Below are 25,255 nucleotides of genomic sequence, written 5' to 3'. Positions count from 1 at the left end.
GATAACAGCATGCCCGTATTCAGCAAGTTCGGTATCAAACCTGGTTCCGCTTCCCATATCATCATTGATGGCGTGGCCGATGGCTTTGAAGCTTTTGCTCTCGCACGCCTTGCGGATGAGGTCGGGGCAGGCGGGCCTATCCTCTATATCGTGCGCGACGGGCAGCGTATCGCCGATCTTGAACAGGTATTGAGCTTTGCGGCACCCGATCTGCCGGTTCTGCATCTGCCTGCATGGGACTGTCTTCCTTATGACCGCGTGTCACCGGGCGCAGATGCTTCGGCACGCAGATTAGCTGCGCTCGGCGCATTGGCCGCGTTGAAAAAACAGCCGCATCCAGCGATTATTCTCACGACCGCCAATGCGGTTCTGCAAAAACTCCCCCCCAAAAAGGCAATCGCCGAACAGGTCATTTCGGCGCGTCCCGGCAATCAGCTCAAGATGGACGAGTTGGCGCAACGGCTTGAACGCAATGGTTTTGAGCGCGTCTCGACCGTGCGCGATGTCGGCGAATATGCGGTGCGCGGCGGCATTCTCGATCTCTATGCACCGGGTTCTGAAGAACCGCTCAGGCTCGATTTCTTGGGCGATACGCTGGAGACGATCCGCGCCTTCGATCCCGCGTCACAGCGCACGACCGGCACGCGCAAGGAATTCGTGTTGCAGCCGATGAGCGAAATCACACTTTCGCCGGAGATGATCAGCCGCTTCCGCAAGAATTATATTGCCATGTTCGGAGCACCCCAGCGCGACGATGCGCTTTATCAGGCAATCAGCGAGGGTCGCCGCTTTGCAGGCATGGAACATTGGCTGCCGCTTTTTTATGACGAGCTGGAAACTGTTTTTGATCATGCGGGCAGCATGCCTGTGGTGTTTGATCATCTGGTGCATGAGGCCCTGAGCGAACGCCATACGCTGGTGCTTGATCACTACGAGGCAAGGGCGAGACAGGCCGAAGGTAAGGAACCGGGTAGTGAGGCGATCCCGTATAAGCCGGTGAAGCCTGAAACGCTGTATTTGACACCAAAACGCGTGGAAGAGGCGGCGGCGGCGTCCGGCATGCGTATTGACCTGACACCTTTTGGCACGCCGGAGGTGACGGGCCGCAAACTCGTTCAAGCTGAAGTGCATAAGGGCCGCAGCTTTGCCGAAGAACGCGCTGCCACCGACGTCAACCTGTTTGAAGCCGTGGTCAATCATATCGCAAGCTTGCGTGCTTCGGGCAAAAAAGTGCTTGTTGCGGCATGGTCGGAAGGTTCACTCGACCGTCTTCTGCAAGTGCTCGACGAACATGGGCTTGAAAAAATCGAGACGGTGGATCGTCTTTCAACGGTAAAGGCTTTATCGCGCGACAAGGTGACGGCGGCAGTACTCGCCATTGAAAGCGGTTTTGATGCAGGCGACCTGGTTGTGGTCGCGGAACAGGATATTCTGGGCGATCGGCTCATCCGCCGCTCCAAACGACGCAAGCGCGATCAGGATTTCATTTCTGAAGTCGCTTCCTTGAGTGCAGGCGATGTGGTCGTTCATGTTGATCATGGTATCGGTCGTTTCATTGGTCTTAAGACGATTACAGCGGCAGGTGCTCCGCACGACTGTCTTGAAATCCATTATGCAGGCGATGACCGGCTTTTCCTGCCGGTCGAAAATATCGAACTTCTTTCGCGTTATGGCTCGGAGGGGTCGGACGCAACGCTTGACCGGCTTGGCGGTGGCGCATGGCAGATGCGCAAGGCGCGGCTCAAGAAGCAACTGCTGGAAATCGCAGGGCACCTCATCCAGATTGCTGCCGAACGCCAGATGCGAGGCGCACCGTCGATGACGCCGCCGGAAGGGCTTTATGCGGAGTTTGCCGCGCGTTTTCCCTATGACGAGACGGAAGACCAGCTTCGCGCCATCGATGCGATTACTGATGATCTGGGTGCTGGCAAACCAATGGATCGACTTATCTGCGGCGATGTTGGTTTTGGGAAGACCGAAGTTGCGCTGCGCGCAGCCTTTGTTGCTGCCTTAAGTGGCTTTCAGGTTGCGGTCGTAGTGCCGACGACATTACTGTCACGTCAGCATTTCAAGACCTTTTCGCAACGTTTTCATGGCCTGCCGGTTAATGTGGCACACGCTTCGCGGCTTGTCGGTGCCAAGGAGCTTGCTTCAACAAAGAAGGGTATAGAAGACGGCAGCGTCGATATCGTGGTCGGCACCCATGCACTGCTGGGCAATTCGATCAAATTCAAAAATCTCGGCCTTCTTATCATCGATGAGGAGCAACATTTTGGCGTCAAGCACAAAGAACGACTGAAAGAACTCAAATCGGATATTCATGTGCTGACTTTGTCCGCAACGCCGATACCGCGCACCTTGCAGCTGGCATTGACCGGCGTGCGCGAACTGTCACTGATCACAACGCCACCCGTTGACCGCATGGCTGTGCGCACTTTCGTGTCGCCTTTTGATCCGTTGGTCATCCGCGAGACATTGTTGCGCGAGCGCTATCGCGGGGGACAAAGTTTTTATGTCGTGCCCCGCATTGCTGATCTTTCGGAAATCGAGGATTTTCTGAAACAACAGGTGCCGGAACTCAAGGTCGGCGTTGCTCATGGGCAGATGGCACCGGGCATTCTCGACGATATCATGAATGCCTTTTATGACGGGCAATATGACGTGTTGTTGTCAACGACCATCGTGGAATCGGGTCTTGATATTCCGACTGCAAACACAATGATCGTGCATCGTGCCGATATGTTTGGCCTCTCGCAGCTTTACCAGTTACGCGGGCGCGTCGGGCGTTCCAAGCAGCGGGCTTTTGCGCTGTTCACGCTGCCTGCAAACCGCACGCTGACGCCGACTGCCGAACGCCGCCTGAAAGTGCTGCAATCGCTCGACACGCTTGGCGCGGGTTTCCAGCTCGCAAGCCACGACATGGATATTCGTGGTGCGGGCAATCTGCTGGGCTCGGAACAATCCGGTCATATCAAGGAAGTCGGTTTCGAGCTTTACCAGCAGATGCTGGAAGAGGCGGTAGCGACGCTCCAAGGAACGATTGAAGTCGAGGACAGCCAGTGGTCGCCACAGATTGCGATCGGCACCGCTGTTATGATCCCGGAACAATACGTGCCCGACCTGCAATTGCGGCTTGGGCTGTACCGCCGTCTTGCCGATCTGGAAGATCCGCAGGAAATCGATGGTTTTGGTGCGGAGCTGATCGACCGCTTCGGACCACTGCCGGAAGAAGTGCAACATCTGCTTAAAATCGTCTATATCAAGGCGCTGTGCCGCAAGGCCAATGTAGAGAAGCTCGATGCCGGGCCAAAGGGCGTGGTGATTCAGTTCCGCAATGGCACGTTCAACAATCCGGTGGCATTGGTAAAAATGATCGGCGAGCAGGGTTCGATGGCCAAAATCAGACCAGATCAGAGCATTGTCTTTATCCGTGACTGGCCGACCCCAGAAAAACGCCTCAACGGTTCCGCTGTCATCATGACGCAACTCGCAAAGATTGCGACGGAGAACTGACCCGTCGCTCTATTTTTGAATTGATACGCATTTTATCCGAAAACCGTTTCACACTTTTTTGGAATGCGCACTTTACATTTTATGCGATTCAAGATGAAGCAGAGGTCTATCGATCCTCGGTAATTCCCGGCTCGAAACCTTCCGCGGTCTGGCGGATGGCATCGGCGAGAACGCTTGCCGTCTGCGCACCCATCACCGCATATTTCTGGTCGATGATGAAGCACGGAACACCCTGCACGCCGATACGGCTGGCGGTGTCGATCTCCTCGCGGATTGTTGCCTTGTCCGCATCGCTTTGCAAAAGACGCGCCACCACGGCACCATCCATCCCGACGCTTGCCGCGGCATCGACCAGCACTTCATGGTCTCCGATATCCTGCCCTTGCTCGAAATAGAGCGAGAACAGCATGCCGACCAGCCGATCCTGCGTTCCTGCACCGGCCTGACTGCCCCAATGGATCAGCCGATGCGCGTCGAGCGTATTGGGCGCACGGGTGATCGCCTCGAAATCGAAGACGACGTCATTTTCCTCGCCAAGTTCTGTCAACTGCCGATGGATGTCGTCGATCTTGGAGCTATTGCCAAATTTCTCACGCATATAGGTGTGACGATCCTTGCCTTGAGGCGGCAGGGTCGGATCAAGCTGGAAAGGACGCCAGCGCACTTCCGTTTCCACATCCGGCAGGAGCGCCAGCGCGTTTTCAAGCCGCTTGCGGCCAAGAAAACACCACGGGCAGACGACATCCGATACGACATCGATGTTGATTTTTCTGGCGCTCATCGGCGTTGGCTCCAACTGGAAAAGTTCCCGCAAAAGTGCAAAACGGTTTTGCATTAAGCAAATTCCGTAAGGTTGCGACACGATCGTTTATGCATGTAGGGCGGATTATGCGGCGATCAAAACAAAAATCATTGATCAGTTCGCCACCATGTCGGCAGCTGATAGCCATAAAGCGATGTGTTTTTCGGATGGCCGATCCGCTCCCAGCGTGCAACCCAAAGATTGGGCAAGTGGTAGAGTGGAATATAATAATTGCCGGAAATCAGCACACGGTCGAGTGCGCGTACAGCACTGACAAATTCCGCGCGCGTGCGTGCGGCAAGCAATGCCTCAATCATCGCATCAACGGCCGGATCGGCAACACCGGGGTAATTGAAGCTTCCCTGGGCATCACGGGAGGCGGACCCCCAACGCATCCATTGCTCGTTGCCCGGCGAAAGCGAGCCGGTCAGAGCGCCTAAAATCATATCGTAATCAAACGTCTGCAGCCGCTGCTGGTACTGTGCATCGTCGGCTGTGCGGATATTGGCGCTGATGCCCAACCGGGCGAGATTGCGTTTATAGGCGAGCGCAATCTTTTCCTCATCGGGCGAACGCGTCATGATCTCAAATTGAAGTGCCTTACCAGATGAATCCACCGCACGCCCGCCCTGCATATGGAAGCCTGCTTCGCGCAACAAATCATAGGCTTTTTTGGCAGGCGCACGATCATGGCCACTGCCATCGGTTATGGGCGTGTGCCACGTGCCGTCCATCACGTTTTCACGCACCGCATCGGGAAAGGGGGCCAGAAGCGCTTTTTCGCGTGCATCGGCAGGTTTTCCGACGGAGGAGAGTTCCGAGCCCTCCCAGAAACTCTGTGTGCGACGATACTGGTCGGCAAAAAGATTGCGATTGGCCCATTCAAAATCGAACACGAGTCCCAACGCCTGACGCACCCTTCGGTCCTGAAAGATTGCGCGACGTGTGTTGAACACGAACCCCAGCATATTGGCAGGCGTACCTTTCGCAAAACTCTCCTTGATCACCTTTCCTTGCCTGACCGCTGGAAAATCATAGGATGTTTCCCATCGTGTGGGGTTGGCCTCGATGAAAATATCAAGAAGTCCTTTCTTGAAGGATTCAAACATTGAGGTTTCGTTGCGATAATACTCAACGGTCAGCCTGTCGAAATTATCGAAACCATGGCGCACGGGCAGATCCTTGCCCCAGTAATCGGGGTTGCGCTTATACACGATACGTTGTCCTGGCTGCACGCTTGCCACCAGATAGGGACCGCTGCCGACGGGCGCTTTCAGTGTCGAATTGCCGAATGTCTTTGGGTCTATCACATGTTTTGGCAACACTGGCATGGTTGAGGCGACGAGCAGAGGAAACTCGCGGTCGGATTTGTCATTAAAGACAAAACGAAACGAGCGTTCACCCGTGCGCTCAATCTTTTCCACGCGGCTCATGCGATTGTTGTAAGGAGGGCGCCCCTTCTCGGTCAGTATATCATAAGTGAAAAGCACATCGTCTACCGTCACCGGCTCACCATCCGACCATCTGGCTTTTGGGTTCAGGGTGAATTCCACCCAATTGCGGTCCGGGTCGGTCATTACCCTCTCGGCGAGGCGCGGATAAAGGGTGAACGGCTCGTCTCGCGAGCGTTGCATCAGCGATTCATAAACCAGATCACCCAGATCCGTATCCAGAAACAGGCCGCGCGCGGTTGTACGCATGCTTTTAAGAACGAAAGGGTTGAGGCTGTCGAACGTGCCAATGACACCCATTGTCAGCGAACCGCCCTTGGGCGCATCCGGGTCGGCATAGGCAAAATGGCTGAAGTCGGCAGGTAGATCCACATCATCATGCATCGACAAGGCATAGTCGCTTATCGCATCCGTGTTGCTCTGCGCGAACTGCTCCGCGTCTGCGGTGAAAATGAACAGGGCAAGAACAAAGGGAGATAACAGTGCGATTCTACACAAAGGGGCGATAAATCCGTTCAACTTCACTCGTCCATCGTAAGTAAGTGTGATGCTGCAAAGGCATGAAAAATACCAAAAAGGCGCCGATTCGGCAGCTGAAATTACCATGATCGGAGAATGTGTGCGCAGTATGAGTGTTCTACATGTGCCATAATGCGGATGAAAACGCAGATTTTGACATAATCCGACGGTCATGCATCAAAACTTGTCTGGATTCATGCTCGCAGTCGTTGTAACACCGCGCTTGGATAGGATGGAAACTCCTAGAGGTCACGCTGTTGCCGCATTTTCAAACCAGTGACGGTCTATCGCTGACTAACCAGAGAATGGGAACTACAGATCAGAGCGTTGAAAGGAATCTGTTGATCATGTCCAGCACGAAGACAATCGCTGCCGCATCCGCTATGGCTGGCGCCTTCGCCTTGCTCGCCTCCGCGATGGTGCCTGCATCCGCACAGCAACAGCCGCAGCCTCCTCAGGGCTGGTTCAAGGTGTGCTCCAAGCAGGAAGACAATGATATCTGCAACACGCAGAACATCATTACCGCGGATTCGGGACAACTGCTGACCGCCGTCAACCTCATCGAGATCAAGGGCAAGGTCAACCGCAAGCTGTTTCAGGTCACTGTTCCGATCGGCCGCCTGATTCCCCCCGGCGTTGGTCTGCAGATCGACAACAACAAGCCCGTGAAGCTGCAATACGGCATCTGCTTCCCGGATCGCTGCATTGCCGAAGCACCGCTGAGCGACGACCTCGTAAAATCGCTCCAGAAGGGCGGCAAGCTGACGTTGACCTCGATCAACTACCAAAACAAGCCGAACCCGATTCCGGTCGCTCTCACCGGCTTTACGCAGGCTCTGACAGGTCCCGCGCTCAAGCAGTCCGAGCTCGAAGATCGCCAGAAAGAACTTCAGGACGCCGTCCAGAAGCGCCAGAAGGAATTCGAGGCCAAGATGAAGGCCGAACAGGACAAGGCAAAGGGCGCTGCCAATTGATCGGCGCGTGACTTAAAAGAATAAAAAGAGCGCCCATGGCGCTCTTTTTTTAACGTGATTTGTCTAGCAGAGCGCCGCGCGTCCTCTCGGATGCATAGTAGAAGCTCTAACCGTTTGATCCTACACATAATGAGTTACAAAAATCGATTCCGATTTTTGCGACGACACGCTTTAGGTGCCAAGGATTGATGAAAAAGATCGCTGCTACACGTTTGCTCGGCTGCTGGTTGAAAAGCTGTAACGAAAAAATGCCCCTGAATACCAAGGGCACTTTTCCTAATTCTGCCTGGAGGGCAAGTTAACAAGTTTAAGCGCAATTATTCACCCAGTGATATCACTATGCTTAGCGCAGGAAATCCAGTCCCATAAGGCCGATTGCAAGGGCGGTATTCAGCGAAATGATCATCATGCCGTAGATGATGGCTGTTCTCGTAATGTCGTTCATTTCCTACCTCCTGGTGCCAGGGCCGTCCCCACCTGGTTCGAAGTTCTATGAATCTGTAACAAAATGTAACAGCCTGTTACGCCCGATGCAACCTTTTTTACACAAATGTGAACGACTGAAATTCTGCGTGAGTTTGAATTCATCTTTTTGATGCGCAAAGCACCATTGCGAGACGGACATAAAACGTACAACTTTTAACGCCAGAAACGCTTTTGGAAAAAATCGACTAGCAATCATTCATTAAGCGGGCCATAGGTTAGGCACGTCCTGGTGACCGTCTGTCCGGAAATTTATCGTGAATCGCATTGTTCCACTCGTACTGGCAGTTGCTCTTTTCATGGAGCAGATGGACTCGAACGTCATTTCGACCTCTCTGCCGGCAATTGCCACCGATATCGGCTCCAGTCCCATTGCTCTTAAACTCGCGCTGACTTCTTATCTGGTGGCATTAGCGGTTTTCATTCCGGTCAGTGGCTGGATGGCTGATCGCTTTGGCGCCAAGAATGTGTTCCGTGCAGCCATCGCCGTTTTTGTAATCGGATCGATTGCCTGTGCAGCTTCCAATTCGCTGTCGGCTTTCGTGATCGCCCGGTTTTTGCAGGGGATGGGCGGCGCGATGATGACGCCGGTGGCACGCCTCGTTCTGGTGCGTTCGATACCCCGCAGTGAACTTGTGTCTGCCATGGCCTGGCTTACGATCCCCGCCATGGTCGGCCCTTTGATGGGACCACCGGTCGGCGGTTTCATCACAACCTTTCTGAGTTGGCACTGGATCTTCCTTATCAATGTGCCGATCGGTCTGGCAGGGATTGTGTTTGCAACACGCTATCTTCCAGATAGCGGTGAGCGCATTGTCAAACGCCTGGATTGGGCAGGTTTCATCCTTTCGGGGCTTGCCATGTCCGGGGTGGTATTCGGCCTCTCCGTAATAAGCCTGCCAGCGCTACCACCGATGATCGGAGTAGGGGTGGTGACGACCGGTATCATTTGCTCGCTACTCTATATCCGGCATGCCCGTCGTATCGACGATCCGCTTCTAGACCTGAAACTGTTCGATAACGCAGTTTTTCGCTCGTCAGTAATGGGTGGCAGCGTCTTTCGTTTCGGCATCGGCGCAATTCCGTTCCTGCTGCCCTTGATGTTTCAGCTTGGTTTCGGGATGACGCCGTTTCAGTCGGGTATGATGACGTTCGTTTCGGCAATCGGCGCATTGACCATGAAATTCGGCGCAAAGCGCATTTTCATGCGCGTCGGCTTTCGCCGCGCCTTGATGTTCGGCTCGCTGGTTTCGGCCTGTTTTATTGCCGTGAACAGCCTATTTACACCGGCAACGCCGATATGGGTCATTCTTGCTTTCCTGCTGGTGGGAGGATTTGTGCGCTCGCTGTTCTTCACCGGCGTCAATGCGCTGGCTTACGCCGAAATACCTGATGATAAAACCAGTCAGGCGACGCCTATCACCGCGGTTGCACAACAGGTTTCACTGGCCATCGGCGTGGCGCTGGCAGGCGGCATTCTGGAGTTGAGTAGCGTGCTGCGCGGCGCGCAGCTGGCGCTCGTCGATTTTCACATTGGATTTATGGTAATCGCAGCCGTATCGGCATTGGCCTTCCTTTGGTTCGTACGTCTTGCGCCCGATGCAGGACACGAACTGGCCGAACCTTCCGTTATCAAAACCAAGACAGTTGAGCGTACCGCTGTAGAAGCCACCGATGGGACAGCATCACAATAAAGGGAATTACCCTTTGAAGTCGCGGGCGAGGAGATAAAGCTCGACAGATTCTGCGCGGGAGGCTGGCGGCTTGACGTGGTGCACGGAGCGGAATTTCTGTTTGAGCATGGCGAGAAGCTCATTTTCCGTGCCGCCCTGAAAGGTCTTGGTCAAAAAGTGCCCGCCGGGTTTCAATACCGAGATTGCAAAATCTGCGGCCACTTCACAAAGATGCACGGTACGTAAGTGGTCGGTACGCCGGTGACCGGTTGTGGGAGCCGCCATGTCCGAAAGAACGAGATCAGGCTTGTCGCCCAATGCCTCCATCAGTTTCTGCGGCGCATCGTCGTCGAGGAAATCCATTTCCAGCAGGATAACGCCGGGCAGGGGATCGACCGGCAGATAGTCGATGCCAACCACCTGCGGCTTCTCATCGTTTGAGCCAACGATTTTAGCCGCAATCTGTGACCAGCCGCCGGGTGCTGCCCCAAGATCGATGATCTTCTGGCCTTTTTTCAAGAGGTCATAGCGCTCGTTGATCTCAATCAGCTTATAGGCCGCGCGCGAACGATAGCCGTCGGCGCGGGACTTGTGCACGTAGGGGTCGTTCAGGTGCCGCTCCAGCCAGCGCCGCGAAGATTCCTTGATCGTCCCTGCCTTTTTCTTGACGCGCACATGCAGATTGCTGGATCCGGCACCGCCGCGTCCACCTGTCCTGCTTTTGTTTCCGCCTGCTTTGCTCATTCCTAGTGCCTGTTCCTGGCGCCTGAAGCGCGATTGTGCCGCCATGCGCCGTCGCGCGACATCAGTTCCGTCAAAATGCCTTCGCGCAAGCCGCGATCGGCAACGAGTAGTTTTTCGCTGGGCCAGACCTGCCGGATGGCATCGAGAATGGCGCAGCCCGCCAGCACCAGATCAGCCCTGTCAGCACCGATGCACGGATTGGCTACCCGTGCGTCGAAATCCCATGAGAGAAGGCGGCTGGTCATCCGCGTCACTTCGCCGTCGTCCATCCACATGCCGTCGACGCGGCGGCGATCATAGCGCTCAAGCCCCAAATGAATGCCGGCAAGCGTGGTCACGGTGCCGGATGTTCCGAGCAGATGAAAGCGCGGGCTTGTGGCCAGATGTCCAAGAGAGTAGCGTTCGGAAAACCCGGACAATAATTCCGTCACATGGCCGACCATGGCGCCAAAACTATCCTGCGTGACGTCGCGCCCGCCAAACCGCTCTGCAAGAGTAACGACGCCCACAGGCAGCGATGTCCAGGCGGTTATATGTTCGGCAAGGCGTGGGGACCGACGCTTCGAAACATCAATCAGCGCGATTTCTGACGAACCACCGCCAATATCGAACAGCACGACTGCATCCGTCTCTCTCGCCACAAGCGTTCCGCAGCCCGAAACTGCGAGCCTTGCTTCTGTCTGGCGGTCGACGATTTCCAGTTCAAGCTCGGTTTCTTCGCGCACGCGATTCAAAAATTCCTCTCCATTGGCCGCCGCCCGGCAGGCTTCGGTGGCAATCAGCCGTGCCCCGCGCACATTCCTGGCGGCAAGCTTGTCGCGGCAGATATTCAGTGCTTCGACTGCGCGCTGCATCGCCGCATCGCTAAGCCTGCCAGTGGCCGAGAGCCCTTCACCAAGCCGCACGATACGTGAAAACGCATCCACCACACGAAACTGCCCCGGCCTTGTCGGCGAAGCGATCAGCAGGCGGCAATTATTGGTGCCGAGATCAAGAGCTGCGTAAAGCGGCGCATCCTCGTTTGGCCTGCGTGCGGTATGCAGCGGCGCACCGTTACGACGTTTGGCAGGCAAAGGGCTTTGTTGTGCCGATCCATTGACTTCGCGCTGGTGTTGTTCGTTCTTTGCTGCCTGATCGTTCTTGTGATGCGGCACTTCGCCTTGGAGGCGCGCCTGCTTTTTCTTACGCGCCCGTCTGCGGCGATTGGAAATTTTCCCGGACGGTTTTGCTTCCTCAGCACCATCGCTCGCCGTTTTCTGTGCGGCATCGGGGTCGGGTTTAGGCCCGGATTTCCCGCGGTTGCGTCGGCGCGCACGCTTGCGATTGATGGCAAAGCCTTCTTCCGCTTCGTTGCGGTTTTTCGGGCGACCTTCATCGGCGGCGCTTCGCGCGTCACCAACCTGCGCAACGGCTTTACTGCGCGCTTTGCGCTTGCCGTTCTGCGACGGATTTCGGGCGTTGTCATTGCCGGAATATCCGTTGGACGCCCCCTGATGCGCCTTGTCTGCGGGGCGCTCCTCGGGGTTATTCAAGGCATCTATCCTCATAGCGCCGCGCGAACCCGAAGGGACGCAGGCAGGGCGCTTTAATTTTACGTTGGGTATAATGTAACAGTCGTTTTGTATTTTACCAAGGGGCGCTCAGTCACGATGTCGCAAATTTTTGTTGCCCGCACTATAAAATAAAAGGCTTTCGCTCAGAGCGAGAGCCTTTTGCCGTTCTTGGACAGCCATCCGACTAAATGAAACGAAGATCAGATGTCGTAACTATGTGCGGCATTGATGGTTGCCACGAATTTCTTCGTTCGTTCACGTGTAGGATTGGTGAAAACATCGCGAGCGGAACCGGTCTCGACGATATTGCCCTTTTCCAGAAAGATCACATTCTGCGCGATCTTCGATGCAAGGCGCAGATCATGTGTGGCGATCACCATGGTGGTGCCTTCGCGCGCAAGTTTGCTCAGCACTTCGACCACCTCTGAAGCAAGCTCAGGATCGAGCGCCGAGGTCGGTTCATCGCAAAGCAGAACGCGCGGCGAGGGTGCCAGCGCCCGGGCAATGGCGACGCGTTGCTGCTGGCCGCCCGAAAGGGTCGAGGGCCATGCATCGGCTTTCTCCGCCATGCCAACCTTGGTCAGAAGTTCCATCGCATGATCATGCGCCTTGGCCCGGGGCCATTTGAGTACCGTAAGCAGACTTTCCATAACGTTCTGGATGGCTGTCTGGTGTGGAAAGAGCTGGAAATTCTGGAACACCATACCGGTCTGGCGGCGGATCGACTGGATCGCCGGCCAGCCCGGTTTACGGTCCGGCTCGAAGGTGAGCGCCTGTCCACTTAAAACCAGCGTGCCCGATGTCGGAATTTCCAGAAGATTGATGCAGCGCAAAAGCGTGGACTTGCCGCCACCCGATGGGCCGACCAGTGCCGTCACCGATCCTTCAGGGATGGCGATAGTGATATCATTGAGAATAACGACGTCGCCAAAACGCTTTTCGATATGTTGAAGCTCTATCATGCGTTTGTCTCCAGCGTACCGCCATAGCGTCCAAAGCGGCGCTCGAGCCTGACCTGAAGCTGCGAAAGTATTGTGCTCAGCACCAGATAGATAAGGGCGGCCTCAATATAGAGGATCAGCGGTTCATAGGTGGTAGCGACGATGCGCTGTGCGGACTGGAACAGTTCCGGCACGGTAATGGCTGCGGCCAGCGACGTGTCCTTGACCAGTGAAATGAAAGTATTGGAAAGCGGTGGCACGGCGGTGCGGCTTGCCTGGGGCAGAACGGTTCGCGTCAACGCCTGTCGCCAGCTCATGCCGATGGAATAGGCGGCCTCCCACTGGCCTTTTGGAACCGCCGAAATGACGGCGCGAATGATCTCTGAACTATAGGCACCAACATTGAGCGTAAAGCCGATCAGGGCTGCCGGGAAAGCGTCGAGATAGATGCCAATGCTGGGCAAACCGTAGAAGATTACGAAAAGCTGCACCAGAAGCGGCGTGCCGCGAAAGATCCAGACATAGAACCGGGCGACGAAAGAAAGCCAGACGGGCGCGAAAAGCCGGACCAGCGCGGTCAGAAGACCGAGTGTTAGGCCGAACACGAAAGACAGCAATGTCAGCGGAATGGTGAAGATCAGTCCGGCCCAGAGCAGGGTCGGCAGCGATTCCAGCATCAGTTCAAGCCAGTGGGGCACGAAATTCGGTTCCTTTACGGAAAAACTTAAGCGGTATGCACGAGCATAATCATAAAAAAGCGAAGCCGGAAAGGGTTCCGGCTTCGCCGTTCATGACATCATTCCATAATTGCCTGCGCTTTATTTGGAAACATCCTGACCAAAATATTTCTGGGCGATCTTGTCGTAAGTGCCGTCAGCCTTGATATCGTCGAGTGCCTTGTTGATGGCTGCAACCAGTTCATCATCGCCCTTACGCACGATAATACCAGAAGCATCGGCATTTTCTTTTTCAGCCGCGATTTTTACCGGTGCGTTGGGCTGCTGCTTCTTGAAATCAAGATAGGACAGGCTGTCATTCAGCGTCGCTTCGGCGCGTCCGGTCAAAACCAGCTGGATCGACTGGTCAAAGCCATCGGTTGCAACCAGTTCCGCACCGGCGTCCTTGGCAATCTTGCCGTAATTACTGGTCAGCGACTGGGCGGATTTCTTACCCTTAAGATCGGCAAAATCCTTGATCGTGTCGTTGTCGTCCTTGACGATCAGCACGACTTTGGAAACGATATAGGGATTGGAGAAGTTGAATTTTTGCTTGCGCTCCTCGGTGATGCCGACCTGATTGATCACGGCATCGTAGCGCTTGGAATCAAGACCAGCGATCAGGCCATCCCATTTACCTTCAACGAATTGCGGCTTCACACCAAGCTTGTCAGCCACGGCTTCACCAATCTCCACGTCAAAACCAACAAGCTTGTTTTCCTTGTCGTGGAAAGTGAAGGGCGCATAGGTGCCCTCGGTGCCGATCTTCAACACGCCAGCTTTCTTGATGGCGTCGAGGTTTTCACCGGCCAGCGATGGCGAAAGAAGTGCTGCCTGAACCAGACCGACACTGACGAGAATTGATGCAAATTTCATTTTGGCCACCCTGTAAAAATATTCGATAAAATTTAAAATACAGGAATTTCATTCCAATGTAGCGTCTTAAATCGCCGCACTTTTATGAAAAATAGAATTTCATGCTATATTTCTCTAGGGTACGGCAACAAGATTCCAAATAACAGGCTTTTCCATAACCACCACCTGTCGGCGTAATGACGGTGAATGCTTCTCCGGGTTCCAGAACCGTCTGGTCGCAGTTGCCGAGCACTTCGATGCCACCATCCTTGCGGCGAACCTCGTTGCGGCCCAATTCACCCGCATCGCCACCTTCCATACCGAAAGGTGCTATGCGGCGATGGCCGGAAAGAATGGCGAAATCGAGTTTTTGAAGCGCACGGATGGTGCGCCCGGTACCATCGCCTGCGTGCCATTTGCCTTTGCCGCCCGAGCCTTCGCGAATATGGAAATCCTCAAGCAGAACCGGGAAACGCGTTTCTAGAATTTCCGGGTCTGTAAGGCGTGAATTTGTCATATGGGTGTGGACAGCGTCTGCACCGTTAAAACCCGGACCGGCGGGCGCGCCTGAGCAGATGGTTTCGTAATATTGATATTCGTCGTTGCCAAAGGTCAAATTGTTCATGGTGCCCTGTGCCGCAGCCATGGTCTTGGTCGCACCGAAAAGGCAATTGGTCACCGCCTGACTGACTTCAACATTGCCAGCCACGACCGCTGCCGGATAGCGCGGCGAGAGCATAGACCCTTCCGGCACGATGACTTTAATCGGACGCAGGCAGCCTGCATTCATCGGAATATTGCCAGCGACCAGAACGCGGAAAACATAGAGCACAGCGGCGCGTGTGACGGGTTCGGGAGCATTGAAATTATCAGCGCGCTGTGCGGAGGTTCCCGTGAAATCGACAGTTGCTTCGCGCTTTTCGCGGTCGATTGTGACACGCACCTCAATCTGGCAACCCTGATCCATTTCGTAAGTGAAATGACCATCGGGCAACTTGTCGAGAACACGGCGAACGCTTTCGGCGGCATTGTCCTGCACATGGCCCATATAGGCGCGAACCACGTCCTCACCGAACAAGCCGATCATTTTCTTGAGTTCAGCCACGCCTTTTTCATTGGCGGCGATCTGCGCCTTGAGGTCATTGACGTTCTGTGTGAGATTACGAACCGGATATTTTGCACCCGCCAAAAGCTCCGCGAGAGCGTCTTCACGGAACGCCCCCTGATCAACCAGCTTGAAATTGTCGATATAGACGCCTTCCTGCTCTATATCGACCGCCAAAGGCGTCATGGAGCCAGGAGCGATGCCGCCAATATCAGCATGATGACCGCGGCTTGCGGCCCAGAAACGGATTTCGGTGTTGGTATCGTCAAAAACCGGCGTACAGACGGTCAGGTCCGGCAGATGTGTACCGCCATTATAAGGCGCATTGATAAGGAACACATCGCCGGGTTTTATATCGGTGTTCTCGCGAATTGCAGTCGCGACCGATGCGTCCATAGACCCCAGATGAACCGGCATATGCGGCGCATTGGCAACCAGATTGCCTGTCGCATCGAAGACCGCGCACGAGAAATCCAGCCGCTCCTTGATATTGACCGAATAGGCGGTGTTTTGCAGCGTGACCCCCATCTGCTCGGCAATCGACATGAACAGATTGTTGAAAATCTCGAGCATAACAGGATCGGCTTCTGTGCCGATGGCTTTGCGAGAGGCAAGCGCCTTGATACGCGATAGCACGATGTGATCATATTCAGTGAGCCGCGCCTGCCAGCCATCTTCTATAATAACGGTCTGGTTCTCTTCGATGATAACCGCGGGGCCAGTGACTACCTGGCCGCGTCTGATGTTTTCGCGCAGCACAATCCCGGCATCGTGAAACGCGTCATTGGAGAAGAAACGGGTGCGCTTGGAAGTTTCCACCTCCTGATCGCCTTCCAAAGGCAGGGAACGTTCGGTTTCACCGGCTCCCCCACCCACGGCCTCCACTTCAACGGCATCAATCACAAGCGCCTTGTTGTCGGCAATGAAGCCGAAGCGGCGTTTGTGTGTCGCCTCAAACTCCTCACGCAGACGTACGGCACTGTCCTCATCAGGGAAAGTCGCCTCTACGGACAAAACCGTATCGGTACCTGCATACCGAATATGCGCACGCAGATGATAAGCGATAGCGCTTTCGCCAATACCTTGGGTGATAAGCTCGCCGGTGCATTCCTCAGCCAGTTCTTCGCCCATATCCTTCAGCGCCGCCGGAGCCTGTATATCAAGATCGACACCGAGTGCCTTCTGCCGTGTGGCGCGAATATCGGCCAAGCCCATGCCATAGGCCGAAAGAAGGCCGGACATTGAATGAACGAGGATATTCTTCATGCCAAGCGCATCGGCAACAAGACAGGCGTGCTGTCCACCAGCACCGCCAAAACAGCTCAGCGCATAGCGCGTCACGTCATAGCCGCGTTGAACGGAGATTTTCTTGATCGCCTCGACCATATTGGCAACTGCGATGGCGATGAAACCATCGGCCACGGCTTCCGGCGAGCGACCATAACCGATTTCTTCGGCAAGTTCGGTGAAAAGTTCGCGCACACGCTCGACATCGAGCGGCTGGTTCTGGTCGGGGCCAAAGATCGCCGGAAAAAAATCAGGGTTGAGCTTGCCCAGCATGACATTGGCATCGGTGACGGTCAGCGGACCACCATTTCGATAGCAGGCAGGTCCCGGATTGGCGCCAGCCGAATCCGGGCCGACACGAAAACGACTGGCATCGTAATGCAGGATAGAACCGCCGCCTGCGGCAACCGTATGGATCAACATCATCGGCGCGCGCACACGCACACCTGCGACTTCGGTTTCAAAAGCGCGCTCATATTCGCCATCGAAATGCGCGACATCGGTCGAGGTGCCGCCCATGTCAAACCCGATGACCTTACCAAAACCGGCCACTTCGCCGGTATTCGCAAGCCCGACGACGCCACCGGCAGGACCAGAAAGGATGGCGTCCTTGCCCTGAAAAAGATCGGCGGCAGTCAAGCCGCCCGACGACATCATGAACATGACGCGCGCGCCAGTGCGCTCAATGTCAAGTTCATGGGAAACCTGCGCCACATATCGGCGCAGAACAGGCGATAGATAGGCATCGACTACAGTGGTATCGCCACGTCCGACCAGCTTGATGAGCGGTGACACTTCATGGCTCACCGAAACCTGCTTAAAGCCGACTTCGCGGGCGATTCTAGCGATTTCAATCTCATGTGCAGGAAACTTATAGGCATGCATGAAGACAATGGCGACTGCCTTGTAGCCCTGATCCTTGAGCGCACGCAGTGCCTTTTCGGCTTCTATCGGATCAAGGGCTCTTTCGATCGTGCCATCGGCGTGGACACGTTCGTCTATTTCCACGACACGGTCGTAAAGAGCTTCCGGCTTGATGATTTCGGTCGCGAAAATCTTCTTTCGCTCCTGATATCCGATGCGAAGCGCATCGCGAAAACCTTTGGTGGTAATGAGCGCCAGCCGCTCCCCCTTGCGCTCCAGCAGCGCATTGGTGGCAACGGTCGTGCCCATGCGCACTTCGCCAATAAGACCGGCAGGCACTGGGTCGCCGGTCTTAAGGCCGAGATGCAGGCGAACGCCATGCACTGCCGCATCCTTATAGGCTGAAGGATTTTCAGAGAGAACTTTGCGGGCATGGAGCACGCCTTCAGGATCGCGTCCGATCACATCGGTGAATGTGCCGCCACGGTCGATCCAGAAGTCCCATACTCCGTGTCGCGTTGCACTCATCGACTGATCCCTCGTCCTGCTGTTATCTTCTGCGCATTAAAAAGCGCCGCTGAACGGCGCTTTTCTTATTTTTAAAAGCAAAGGGAGAGGCGGTCTATCCGGCTATGAGCTTTACTTCCATGAAGTCTTCTAATCCCCATTTACCGCCTTCGCGACCATTGCCCGACTGCTTGTAGCCGCCGAAGGGGCTTCCCGGCGCACGAGACGTGCCGTTGATCTGCACCATGCCAGCACGAAGCTTGCGCGCAACGCGCTTTGCCCGCTCCGGATTTCCGGTCTGGATATAGGCAGCAAGACCATAGGGCGTATCATTGGCAATGGCGATGGCCTCTTCTTCTGTGTCGAAGGGGATCATGGCCAGAACGGGTCCAAATATTTCCTCACGTGCGATAGTCATGTCGTTGTTCACGTCGGCAAAAACCGTTGGTTTGACGAAATCGCCCTCGGTAAAACCGTCAGGCCGTCCCGTTCCGCCAGCAACAAGGCGCGCGCCTTCGTCGATGCCTTTCTGAATGAGTGTCTGCACCTTTTCGAACTGTACCGACGAAGACAACGGGCCGATATGATTGCCCTCCTGCGCCGGATCGCCGACCTTGGTTACTTCTGCGGCCTTGCACGCCAGTTCCACGGCTTTGTCATAGACGGAGCGCTCAACCAGCATGCGCGTCGGCGCGTTGCAGGATTGGCCGGTGTTTTCAAAGCAATGGGCGAGGCTGCGTGCCATGGCCTTTTCCAGATCGCTGTCGGCAAAGACGATATTGGGCGACTTGCCACCAAGCTCCAGAGATACGCGTTTGACCGTTGCAGCTGATGCGCGTGAAACCGCCGTGCCTGCCCGCGTCGAGCCGGTAAAGGACATCATATCGACCTCCGGATGCTGCGAAAGTGCTTCACCGACGACTGGACCTTCGCCGTTGACGAGATTGAAGACACCCTTTGGCAGACCCGCCTCATCGACGAATTCCGCAAACAGCATTGCCGACATCGGCGCGATTTCCGATGGTTTGAGCACCACAGTGCAACCGACGGAAAGGGCTGGAATGACCTTGAGCGCAATCTGGTTCATCGGCCAGTTCCACGGCGTTATCAGGCCACAAACGCCGATCGGTTCACGCACAATGGTCTGGTCGGCATGTTTTGACGATAAAATCTCCTCGAATTCAAAATTCTCGAAGGCTGCAATGAAAGCTTTGATATGCGAAACGCCAACGGCTGCCTGCGATTCCCGCGCCAATGTTATCGGCGCGCCCATTTCCATGGAAATTGTTTTCGCCATTTCATCAATGCGACGCTCGTAGATTTCGGCAATGCTCCGAATATAATCGATGCGCTTCGAGGCGGGCGTTTCGCTCCAGCCAGGAAACGCCGTGCGCGCGGCTTTCACCGCGTGATCGATATCTGCCGCCGACCCGGCGGAGATTTCAGCATAGGGCTTTTCATTGGCCGGATTGACGACCTCTATGGTCTTTGCTTCAACCGGCGCACGCCAGGTACCGTCGATATAAAAATCCGTTTTCTGTGCAAGATTCTTTTGCAACATGGTACGTCCTCTATTGTTCGCAGTTTCTTGCTAGCGATTGTCTGCCGCCCATTCGGTGGCAACGTAGTGCGTGGACAGTTGCGGGGCAAACACAAAGCTCTTTGATGGCATCAATTTTTGCTTATTTGTCTTGGTCTGTTTGCGTCTCGATACCAAGTGCTGCAAGCCCTTCTTCGATATAATCGCCCAGAAGCGGCGTACCGATGAGATAACGGGCCTCGCGCCCATTGTGACGCTCACGGGCGGTGGATAAGGCATCTTCCCATTCCACAGCGGAGAAGTCACCGCGTCCAACCCACATCAGCGCCAGCAATTCGACGCGTTGGTCATCGTTGAGAGAGCGGATTGCTGCAATCAGTTCCCTGCGAGTGGGGTTGTCACTCGACGCATCGAGAATATCGATATCGCCGTCATCACCGGGATTGGAACCAGAATCTTCGTCCACTGCTGGAACCTGCACATCATATTCGCGTGCTTTTACAATGATATACTCGAGATTGCTCTGATTATTAGTTAATTCAGCCACTGCATAACCTCCGCTTCCGGAACTGCGTCTTAAAAGACATATAGGCAGAGATTTGCGTACGGCGATGGTTGGTCGCTCTTTCGACCCGATATAATTCAGAGGCACGCAACTGTAATGCTAAGAAGCGAGCGCCTCTTTTATCTTTTCCGGGGTGATTGGATATTCATAGAAGCGCTTTCCTATGGCATGAGCGATGGCATTGCCTATGGCTGCAATGATCGGAATCATCACGACCTCCGCCATGCCTTTCGGCGGCGAGCTATCCGAAAGTGGTGGCAGATAGTCTGTACTCTGCTTCCATACTGCGACATTTTTCGAACGGGGCAGGGTGTAGCGATTAAAGTTCCATGTACCATCGCCCGGTCCATCATCATAAAGCGGCAATTCCTCCATCAGCGCATGGCCTATTCCCATGGCAAGCCCGCCTTGCTGCTGGCCGGAGACCAGTTGCGGAACGATGATCTTGCCGGGGTCGAGCAGGCTATGATGGCGCATGACTTCGACTTCGCCGGTAAAGGTGTTGACGTTGAGTTCGACGAGACAGGCAGCAGGCGCATAGGTGGTGACGCCTGCATTATTGCGCTGCACAGGCGGGAAATTGACCGTGCTGCGTTTGATATATTCATAGCCGCCTGCGGTCATACGGGCCTTTTGCTCAGTCGAAGCGCCATCGCCATGACGCACGGCCAGCGCATCGACGGGCAAGTCGCGCATACCCAGTCCCGGCAGGTCGAACGTCGCCGTTGCCCATTCCCAGCGGCTGAAGCAATGCAGCGCCACGCCGGTGATAAAGCCTTCTTCATGCGCCTTGCGAGCGATACGCGCAAAAGACAGCGTTTCCATGCCGCCGCCGCCAACCCCGCCCGGAACGATGCGCAAATCGGCGAAGGTCACGCTGCCGGCCGATATCTGCCCGCCAGCAGGCCCTTCGCTCCAGATGGCGCGCGCTGCTGGCCAGATCGCATTTTCAAGCAGGAATTGTGCTGCCTGCCTTGTACCAAAACCGAGGAAATAGGCGCTGTTGGAAGCGCTCATCGCAGGCAGAAGATAGGGCACCCAGAACGGATTCTTCGCCGCTTCATCCTGCTCGGCTTGCGTGATCGTATAGGGAGAATATTCGCTGACCAGTGGCAATTGCGCAAAATCGGTCACACCAAATTCGACATCGTCCGGCACCTTGCCGATGATATCGCCAACCAGCACCTGCTGCGTGGTTGTGGCACCTGTGCCGATTTCCTGCACACAATGGCGCATGGTCAAACGGCCCTCGGCATCAAATTCCAGCGCCAGTGCGCAGGTATCCGCGCCCGATCCGTAATCCTTCTGCACCTGCGCAAAACCCAGACCGTAAAGCCGTCCGGGATTGGCCGCATCATAATCTGTTTTGGCCGCCTGGCGGTTGATCCACAAGGGATTCTTCGCCGCCATATCCAGCATTTCGATATTACGTGGATCGCCCAGCGGTTGCGCGCCTTGCGTGTTTTCATAGCCTGGCTTTAGGGCATTGCGCCGACGCAGTTCGATGGCGTCTATGTCGATTTCCCCGGCCAGTTCATCGACAAGTTGTTCGGTAACCGACATGACCTGAAGCGCACCATAGCCGCGCATGGAGCCTGCTTCCACGGCCTTGCTTGCCAGCGCCACCGAGCTGAAATCCGATTTCGGCAGATAATAGATCGACTGGGCCGCGGTTGCCGCGACCTGCGCGACCGAAAAGGAGAAGTTGGCGCGTCCGCCGCCATTGGCGACGTAATGGCCTTTCATGATTTCGAACTGACCGCTCTTGCGGTCCGCCACAAGCGGTACGTCCATATGGATGGAGTGGCGCTTGAGGCCGATCTGGAACTGTTCATAGCGGTCATTGGCAAGGCGCACGGCTTTGCCTGCGCCATAAAAGGCGGCCATGACACAATAAAGGGGGAAGATCGAATGGTCCTTCGAGCCGTAACCAACCGTTGTGCCGGAAAGAAGCCTGATCTCATCGACAGGAAATGTCGTATTGTCTTTGACCATCATTGCCGCAAGGCGCGCGGCATCGTAGGGCGATTGCGCGGCTATGATGAGATGCAGCGTGCGCGTCTTGGCATCATACCAGGCATTGCCGTTATCGGCTTCAAGCGCAGATGGGTCGATCGACTGCGAAAAAGCCTTGCGGTCGAGCACGATCTTGCCATCGTCGTTACGCGCCGCCTCGATTTCTTTTGCGAGTTCAGCGGCTGCATTCATGCCGCGACGCATCGGCTCATAAGTTTCGCGCGCCACCTGTTCGGGATCGCGCCGTCCGCCGCCGCCGCGATGTTTCGCCTGCACCGAGTGCGGCACGAAAATGCCGGTCTGGCTTTCATCGGGCCAGACCGGTTCGTCGCCGTTGAAATCGCCAAAAATCACCGCATCCTGTATCGAGGAGAAGGCGGACGAGGATGTCGGCGTATCGCCGCCGATGCGCACATAGCGCGCAGCACCATAATTTTGCGGAGGCTTCGGCCCGGTTTCAGTACCATAGCGCGCAATATCCGGCTCGAAGCGCAACATACGCTTGGCAAGTTCGAAACGCTCGAAATCGTCATACACCAGCAGCGCTACGGGATGACCGAGCAGAGGCGGCGTTTCACCCTTGGGGACAAGGAAGTTCCTGCCGAAAAACTCTTCTGCCAGATCAGGAGCCTGCGGCACGCGAATGCCGTCGCGTTCGAGGTCCTCATGCAGGATCAGCCGGTCGGGTTGCAGGTCGTGGCCCAGAAGCGAGAGATCGACGCCCTCAAAAGTGCGGTCGGCTTTCGTGGCTTTGATGAAAAAGGCGTGTCCCTGTTCTTTTGTCCATCCGGAAATATCCTTGGCGCGATAATCACGGGCAAAGGTCTTGCCGCCTGTAACCTTTCGCATGGCGTCCCAGCGATAACGCGCCTTGCCGTCGGTACCTAGCCAGTCGGCGGGTGCGCGGCCCGATTGCACTTCCAGCGCTTGTGCCGCGGGAAGACGCGCGAACATAACCGAAATACCGGCAAACGTTCCAAGCTTGATAAAATCACGGCGTGACAATCCGGCAGCCATCTATCCGTCTCCTTCATCGGCCCGGCTCAAAGCGGGCCATTTCATATTTGTTATCGGTCGCGCGTCAGCACTTTCACCTGATCCACGGTAACGGGGTCATCCTGTCCGCCCCATTGCGCACGCATCCACGTCGCAAGGGCGGCAATCTGCGCATCGTCCATCTGGTCGGCGAAAGATGGCATGGCATACATGCGCTGTCCGTTAGTGAAGCTTTGCGTCTGCACACCGTTGACGATCGCGCTTACCAGTGTATCGGGTTTGGCGAGCGCTACCACGCCATTGCCTTTCATAGCGGGCGCGACATTGGGGATGCCTTCACCCTTGAGGCCATGACAACCTGCGCAGCCGGAAATATACGCCAATCGTCCCTTGTCCATGTCGCTGCCACGTTCGGGATTGACGGCATGGGCCAGAGGTTCCGGCGCGGGCTTTGGATCAGGAATATTGCCGTCCTGATCGGTCAGGAGATAGGTGGCAACCGCCTTTATATCGGCATCGTTCATGACGCTGGTGGAAAAATGCGTCACCGTGTTCATCTCCGCAAAGGAGGTTCCCTGCGGTGCGATGCCGGTTTTGAGATATTGGCTGAGCGCACGCACATCAAATCCCTGCCGGTTCAGTGTCGGCTGGGTAATGTCGGGCACAACCATGCCTTCGAGTCTGCCGCCCTGAAGATTACGGGAAAAGTCGGGCGCCATCATCGCATTGAGCGGCGTATGACAGGCACCGCAATGCGCAAGCCCCTCAACCAGATAGGCACCACGGTTCCATTCCGGCGAACGTTGATCATTATGCGGTGCTGCACGTTTTGAGAAATTGACGAGCGACCAGAAATTCACGAAGGGGCGCACCGGCAATTCGAAAACGCCGCCATTGCCCTTGTTGGCCACCGCCATCGGCGGAATGCTAATCATATAGGCATAAAGAGCGTCGATATCTTCCGGCGTGGTGACTTGCGTGAAGATAAATGGCATCGCCGGATAAAGATTGCGATTGCCCGGTGCTATACCATCCTTCAAGACGCGGTGAAAATCTGCGCGGCTATATTTGCCGATACCATGCTCAGGATCAGGCGTGATATTGGTCGAGTGCAGAGTGCCGAACGGCGTTGCAATCGGCACTCCGCCCGCAGCCATCGGACCTTGCGGCAAAGAATGACAGCCGAAACAGTCGGCTGCTTGCGCCAGTTCGCGCCCTCTTGGGATCAGCCTTTGCATCTCATCTGCCGACAGGGGCTGGCTCACATCCTTGCTGACGGCGGAAGGGCGCAACACGCCCGACAGCACCGTCAATCCGCCAACGATCACAAGCGCCAGAACAGTCAGAATGATTTTGCGCGTTTTTCTATTTCTCATCATCGGCCCCATCAGTCCCCCGTCAGTCGATGACACAGCCGGGCGTTGCCAGAGCAACATCGCGGATGGCTTCATAATAGCGCACATAACCAGTGCAGCGGCAGATATGGATATCCAGTGCGTCCTCGATAGCCCCTTCGAGATCAACGCGATTGACGGGCTTCTTCTTCAGCCCTTCGATAAAAACTGTTGCCCCGGCGACAAAACCTGGTGTGCAATAGCCGCACTGGAACGAAAAACGATCGATAAAGGCTTGCTGAATCGGGGTGAGATTGACGATATTTCCCGCCTTGTCCTGTTCTGCGTGGCCTTCGATGGTCTGAATAGACTTTCCATTGAAGAAATGGGCGTCATAAATGCAAGTTCGGCTTTCTGTCTTGCTACCATCCGCTTGGAGTTCGATCACCGTGCAGGCGTGGCAGATGCCCTGTCCGCAACCAAAATGCGTGCCAGTCAGATCAAGATATTCGTGCAGGAAATCGATCATCGGCAAGCCGAGCGGCACATCGACCGGGCCGATTGCAGTCCCATTGACGGTAAGCGAGAGCGGTCGCTTTTCTATACTCATGCCGTGCCCCTTTGATGATGAGCGACAGCGGTATGCCGACAATAATTCTTCATGTTTCGTCTTTCAGTCAAATATTCAATAATGCTGATATAAAGATATGCGATGCAGAAAAGAAAAATGAACTATTGAAGAAATAGTTTTATGACATAATCAAAAATGAAGCATAACAAAACGCCCCCTTCGATTTGCTAATTGACGATTAGAAAG

Annotated in this window: 15 protein-coding genes and 1 pseudogene; 3 read left to right on the top strand and 13 right to left on the bottom strand. The window is 55.3% G+C overall.

Features of this window, described 5'->3' with window-relative positions; translation table 11 throughout:
- Positions 1-9: 9 nt before the first annotated feature.
- The gene (gene mfd, locus AAIB41_RS15090; RefSeq protein WP_343314857.1) at positions 10-3,513 is read left to right on the top strand and encodes a transcription-repair coupling factor; all 3,504 of its coding nucleotides are present in this window, start codon (positions 10-12) and stop codon (positions 3,511-3,513) included.
- A gap of 106 nt (positions 3,514-3,619) precedes the next feature.
- Here mfd and AAIB41_RS15085 read toward each other — a convergent pair whose 3' ends face one another.
- Together AAIB41_RS15085 and AAIB41_RS15080 are read right to left on the bottom strand one after the other, a co-directional pair.
- Positions 3,620-4,294, bottom strand: a complete 675-nt coding sequence (locus tag AAIB41_RS15085) for a DsbA family protein (RefSeq protein ID WP_343314856.1) — start codon at positions 4,292-4,294, stop codon at positions 3,620-3,622.
- A gap of 128 nt (positions 4,295-4,422) precedes the next feature.
- The gene (locus AAIB41_RS15080; protein WP_343316093.1) at positions 4,423-6,150 is read right to left on the bottom strand and encodes an extracellular solute-binding protein; all 1,728 of its coding nucleotides are present in this window, start codon (positions 6,148-6,150) and stop codon (positions 4,423-4,425) included.
- Positions 6,151-6,632: 482 nt separating this feature from the next.
- On the opposite strand from AAIB41_RS15080, the gene AAIB41_RS15075 reads away from it, so the two are divergent.
- Both AAIB41_RS15075 and AAIB41_RS15070 read left to right on the top strand, forming a co-directional pair.
- A complete protein-coding gene (locus AAIB41_RS15075) occupies positions 6,633-7,259 on the top strand; it encodes an invasion associated locus B family protein (protein ID WP_343314855.1) in 627 nt (208 codons plus the stop codon).
- A 740-nt stretch (positions 7,260-7,999) separates the two neighbouring features.
- Positions 8,000-9,436: a DHA2 family efflux MFS transporter permease subunit gene (locus AAIB41_RS15070; protein WP_343314854.1), complete on the top strand. Its 1,437-nt coding sequence runs from the start codon at positions 8,000-8,002 to the stop codon at positions 9,434-9,436.
- A gap of 6 nt (positions 9,437-9,442) precedes the next feature.
- Here the strand turns inward: AAIB41_RS15070 and AAIB41_RS15065 are convergent, their stop codons facing one another.
- From AAIB41_RS15065 to AAIB41_RS15015, 11 genes and pseudogenes are all read right to left on the bottom strand, one after another.
- The gene (locus AAIB41_RS15065) at positions 9,443-10,159 is read right to left on the bottom strand and encodes an RlmE family RNA methyltransferase (RefSeq protein ID WP_343314853.1); all 717 of its coding nucleotides are present in this window, start codon (positions 10,157-10,159) and stop codon (positions 9,443-9,445) included.
- Between the two features lie 2 nt (positions 10,160-10,161).
- The gene (locus AAIB41_RS15060) at positions 10,162-11,691 is read right to left on the bottom strand and encodes a Ppx/GppA phosphatase family protein (protein ID WP_343314852.1); all 1,530 of its coding nucleotides are present in this window, start codon (positions 11,689-11,691) and stop codon (positions 10,162-10,164) included.
- A 221-nt stretch (positions 11,692-11,912) separates the two neighbouring features.
- Positions 11,913-12,674 (bottom strand): amino acid ABC transporter ATP-binding protein, encoded by a 762-nt coding sequence (locus tag AAIB41_RS15055; protein WP_343314851.1) that lies wholly within the window; start codon positions 12,672-12,674, stop codon positions 11,913-11,915.
- Positions 12,671-13,351 (bottom strand): amino acid ABC transporter permease, encoded by a 681-nt coding sequence (locus AAIB41_RS15050; protein ID WP_343314850.1) that lies wholly within the window; start codon positions 13,349-13,351, stop codon positions 12,671-12,673. The genes AAIB41_RS15055 and AAIB41_RS15050 overlap by 4 nt, the downstream gene beginning before the upstream one ends.
- 120 nt (positions 13,352-13,471) lie before the next feature.
- Entirely contained in the window at positions 13,472-14,245 is a 774-nt protein-coding gene (locus AAIB41_RS15045) for an amino acid ABC transporter substrate-binding protein (protein WP_343314849.1), read from the bottom strand.
- A gap of 148 nt (positions 14,246-14,393) precedes the next feature.
- Positions 14,394-18,008, bottom strand: a pseudogene (locus AAIB41_RS15040) (hydantoinase B/oxoprolinase family protein); the annotation flags it as partial.
- A 94-nt stretch (positions 18,009-18,102) separates the two neighbouring features.
- On the bottom strand, positions 18,103-19,548 hold the full coding sequence (locus tag AAIB41_RS15035) for an aldehyde dehydrogenase family protein (RefSeq protein WP_343314848.1): 1,446 nt from the start codon (positions 19,546-19,548) through the stop codon (positions 18,103-18,105).
- 121 nt (positions 19,549-19,669) lie between these two features.
- The gene (locus AAIB41_RS15030) at positions 19,670-20,074 is read right to left on the bottom strand and encodes a DUF3775 domain-containing protein (RefSeq protein WP_343314847.1); all 405 of its coding nucleotides are present in this window, start codon (positions 20,072-20,074) and stop codon (positions 19,670-19,672) included.
- 117 nt (positions 20,075-20,191) lie between these two features.
- Positions 20,192-23,125, bottom strand: a complete 2,934-nt coding sequence (locus AAIB41_RS15025) for a molybdopterin cofactor-binding domain-containing protein (RefSeq protein WP_343314846.1) — start codon at positions 23,123-23,125, stop codon at positions 20,192-20,194.
- A gap of 50 nt (positions 23,126-23,175) precedes the next feature.
- On the bottom strand, positions 23,176-24,483 hold the full coding sequence (locus tag AAIB41_RS15020; protein WP_343314845.1) for a c-type cytochrome: 1,308 nt from the start codon (positions 24,481-24,483) through the stop codon (positions 23,176-23,178).
- A 19-nt stretch (positions 24,484-24,502) separates the two neighbouring features.
- Positions 24,503-25,048 carry a (2Fe-2S)-binding protein gene (locus AAIB41_RS15015; RefSeq protein WP_343314844.1) on the bottom strand — a complete coding sequence of 182 codons (546 nt, stop codon included), beginning with the start codon at positions 25,046-25,048 and terminating at the stop codon, positions 24,503-24,505.
- Positions 25,049-25,255 lie beyond the last annotated feature (207 nt).

It is taken from the genome of Brucella sp. BE17 (assembly GCF_039545455.1).
Taxonomy (GTDB): Bacteria; Pseudomonadota; Alphaproteobacteria; order Rhizobiales; family Rhizobiaceae; genus Brucella.
Note: the sequence above shows the minus strand (reverse complement) of the source record. Positions and strands in the feature narration are given on the sequence as shown.

Excerpts from the sequence above, each read along its gene's own strand:
- AAIB41_RS15065 (WP_343314853.1), bottom strand. The coding sequence starts at position 10,159 with ATGAGCAAAGCAGGCGGAAACAAAAGCAGGACAGGTGGACGCGGCGGT.
- AAIB41_RS15020 (WP_343314845.1), bottom strand. The coding sequence starts at position 24,483 with ATGATGAGAAATAGAAAAACGCGCAAAATCATTCTGACTGTTCTGGCG.
- AAIB41_RS15035 (WP_343314848.1), bottom strand. The coding sequence starts at position 19,548 with ATGTTGCAAAAGAATCTTGCACAGAAAACGGATTTTTATATCGACGGT.
- AAIB41_RS15015 (WP_343314844.1), bottom strand. The coding sequence starts at position 25,048 with ATGAGTATAGAAAAGCGACCGCTCTCGCTTACCGTCAATGGGACTGCA.
- AAIB41_RS15045 (WP_343314849.1), bottom strand. The coding sequence starts at position 14,245 with ATGAAATTTGCATCAATTCTCGTCAGTGTCGGTCTGGTTCAGGCAGCA.
- AAIB41_RS15085 (WP_343314856.1), bottom strand. The coding sequence starts at position 4,294 with ATGAGCGCCAGAAAAATCAACATCGATGTCGTATCGGATGTCGTCTGC.
- mfd (WP_343314857.1), top strand. The coding sequence starts at position 10 with ATGCCCGTATTCAGCAAGTTCGGTATCAAACCTGGTTCCGCTTCCCAT.
- AAIB41_RS15075 (WP_343314855.1), top strand. The coding sequence starts at position 6,633 with ATGTCCAGCACGAAGACAATCGCTGCCGCATCCGCTATGGCTGGCGCC.
- AAIB41_RS15080 (WP_343316093.1), bottom strand. The coding sequence starts at position 6,150 with ATGCATGATGATGTGGATCTACCTGCCGACTTCAGCCATTTTGCCTAT.
- AAIB41_RS15025 (WP_343314846.1), bottom strand. The coding sequence starts at position 23,125 with ATGGCTGCCGGATTGTCACGCCGTGATTTTATCAAGCTTGGAACGTTT.
- AAIB41_RS15055 (WP_343314851.1), bottom strand. The coding sequence starts at position 12,674 with ATGATAGAGCTTCAACATATCGAAAAGCGTTTTGGCGACGTCGTTATT.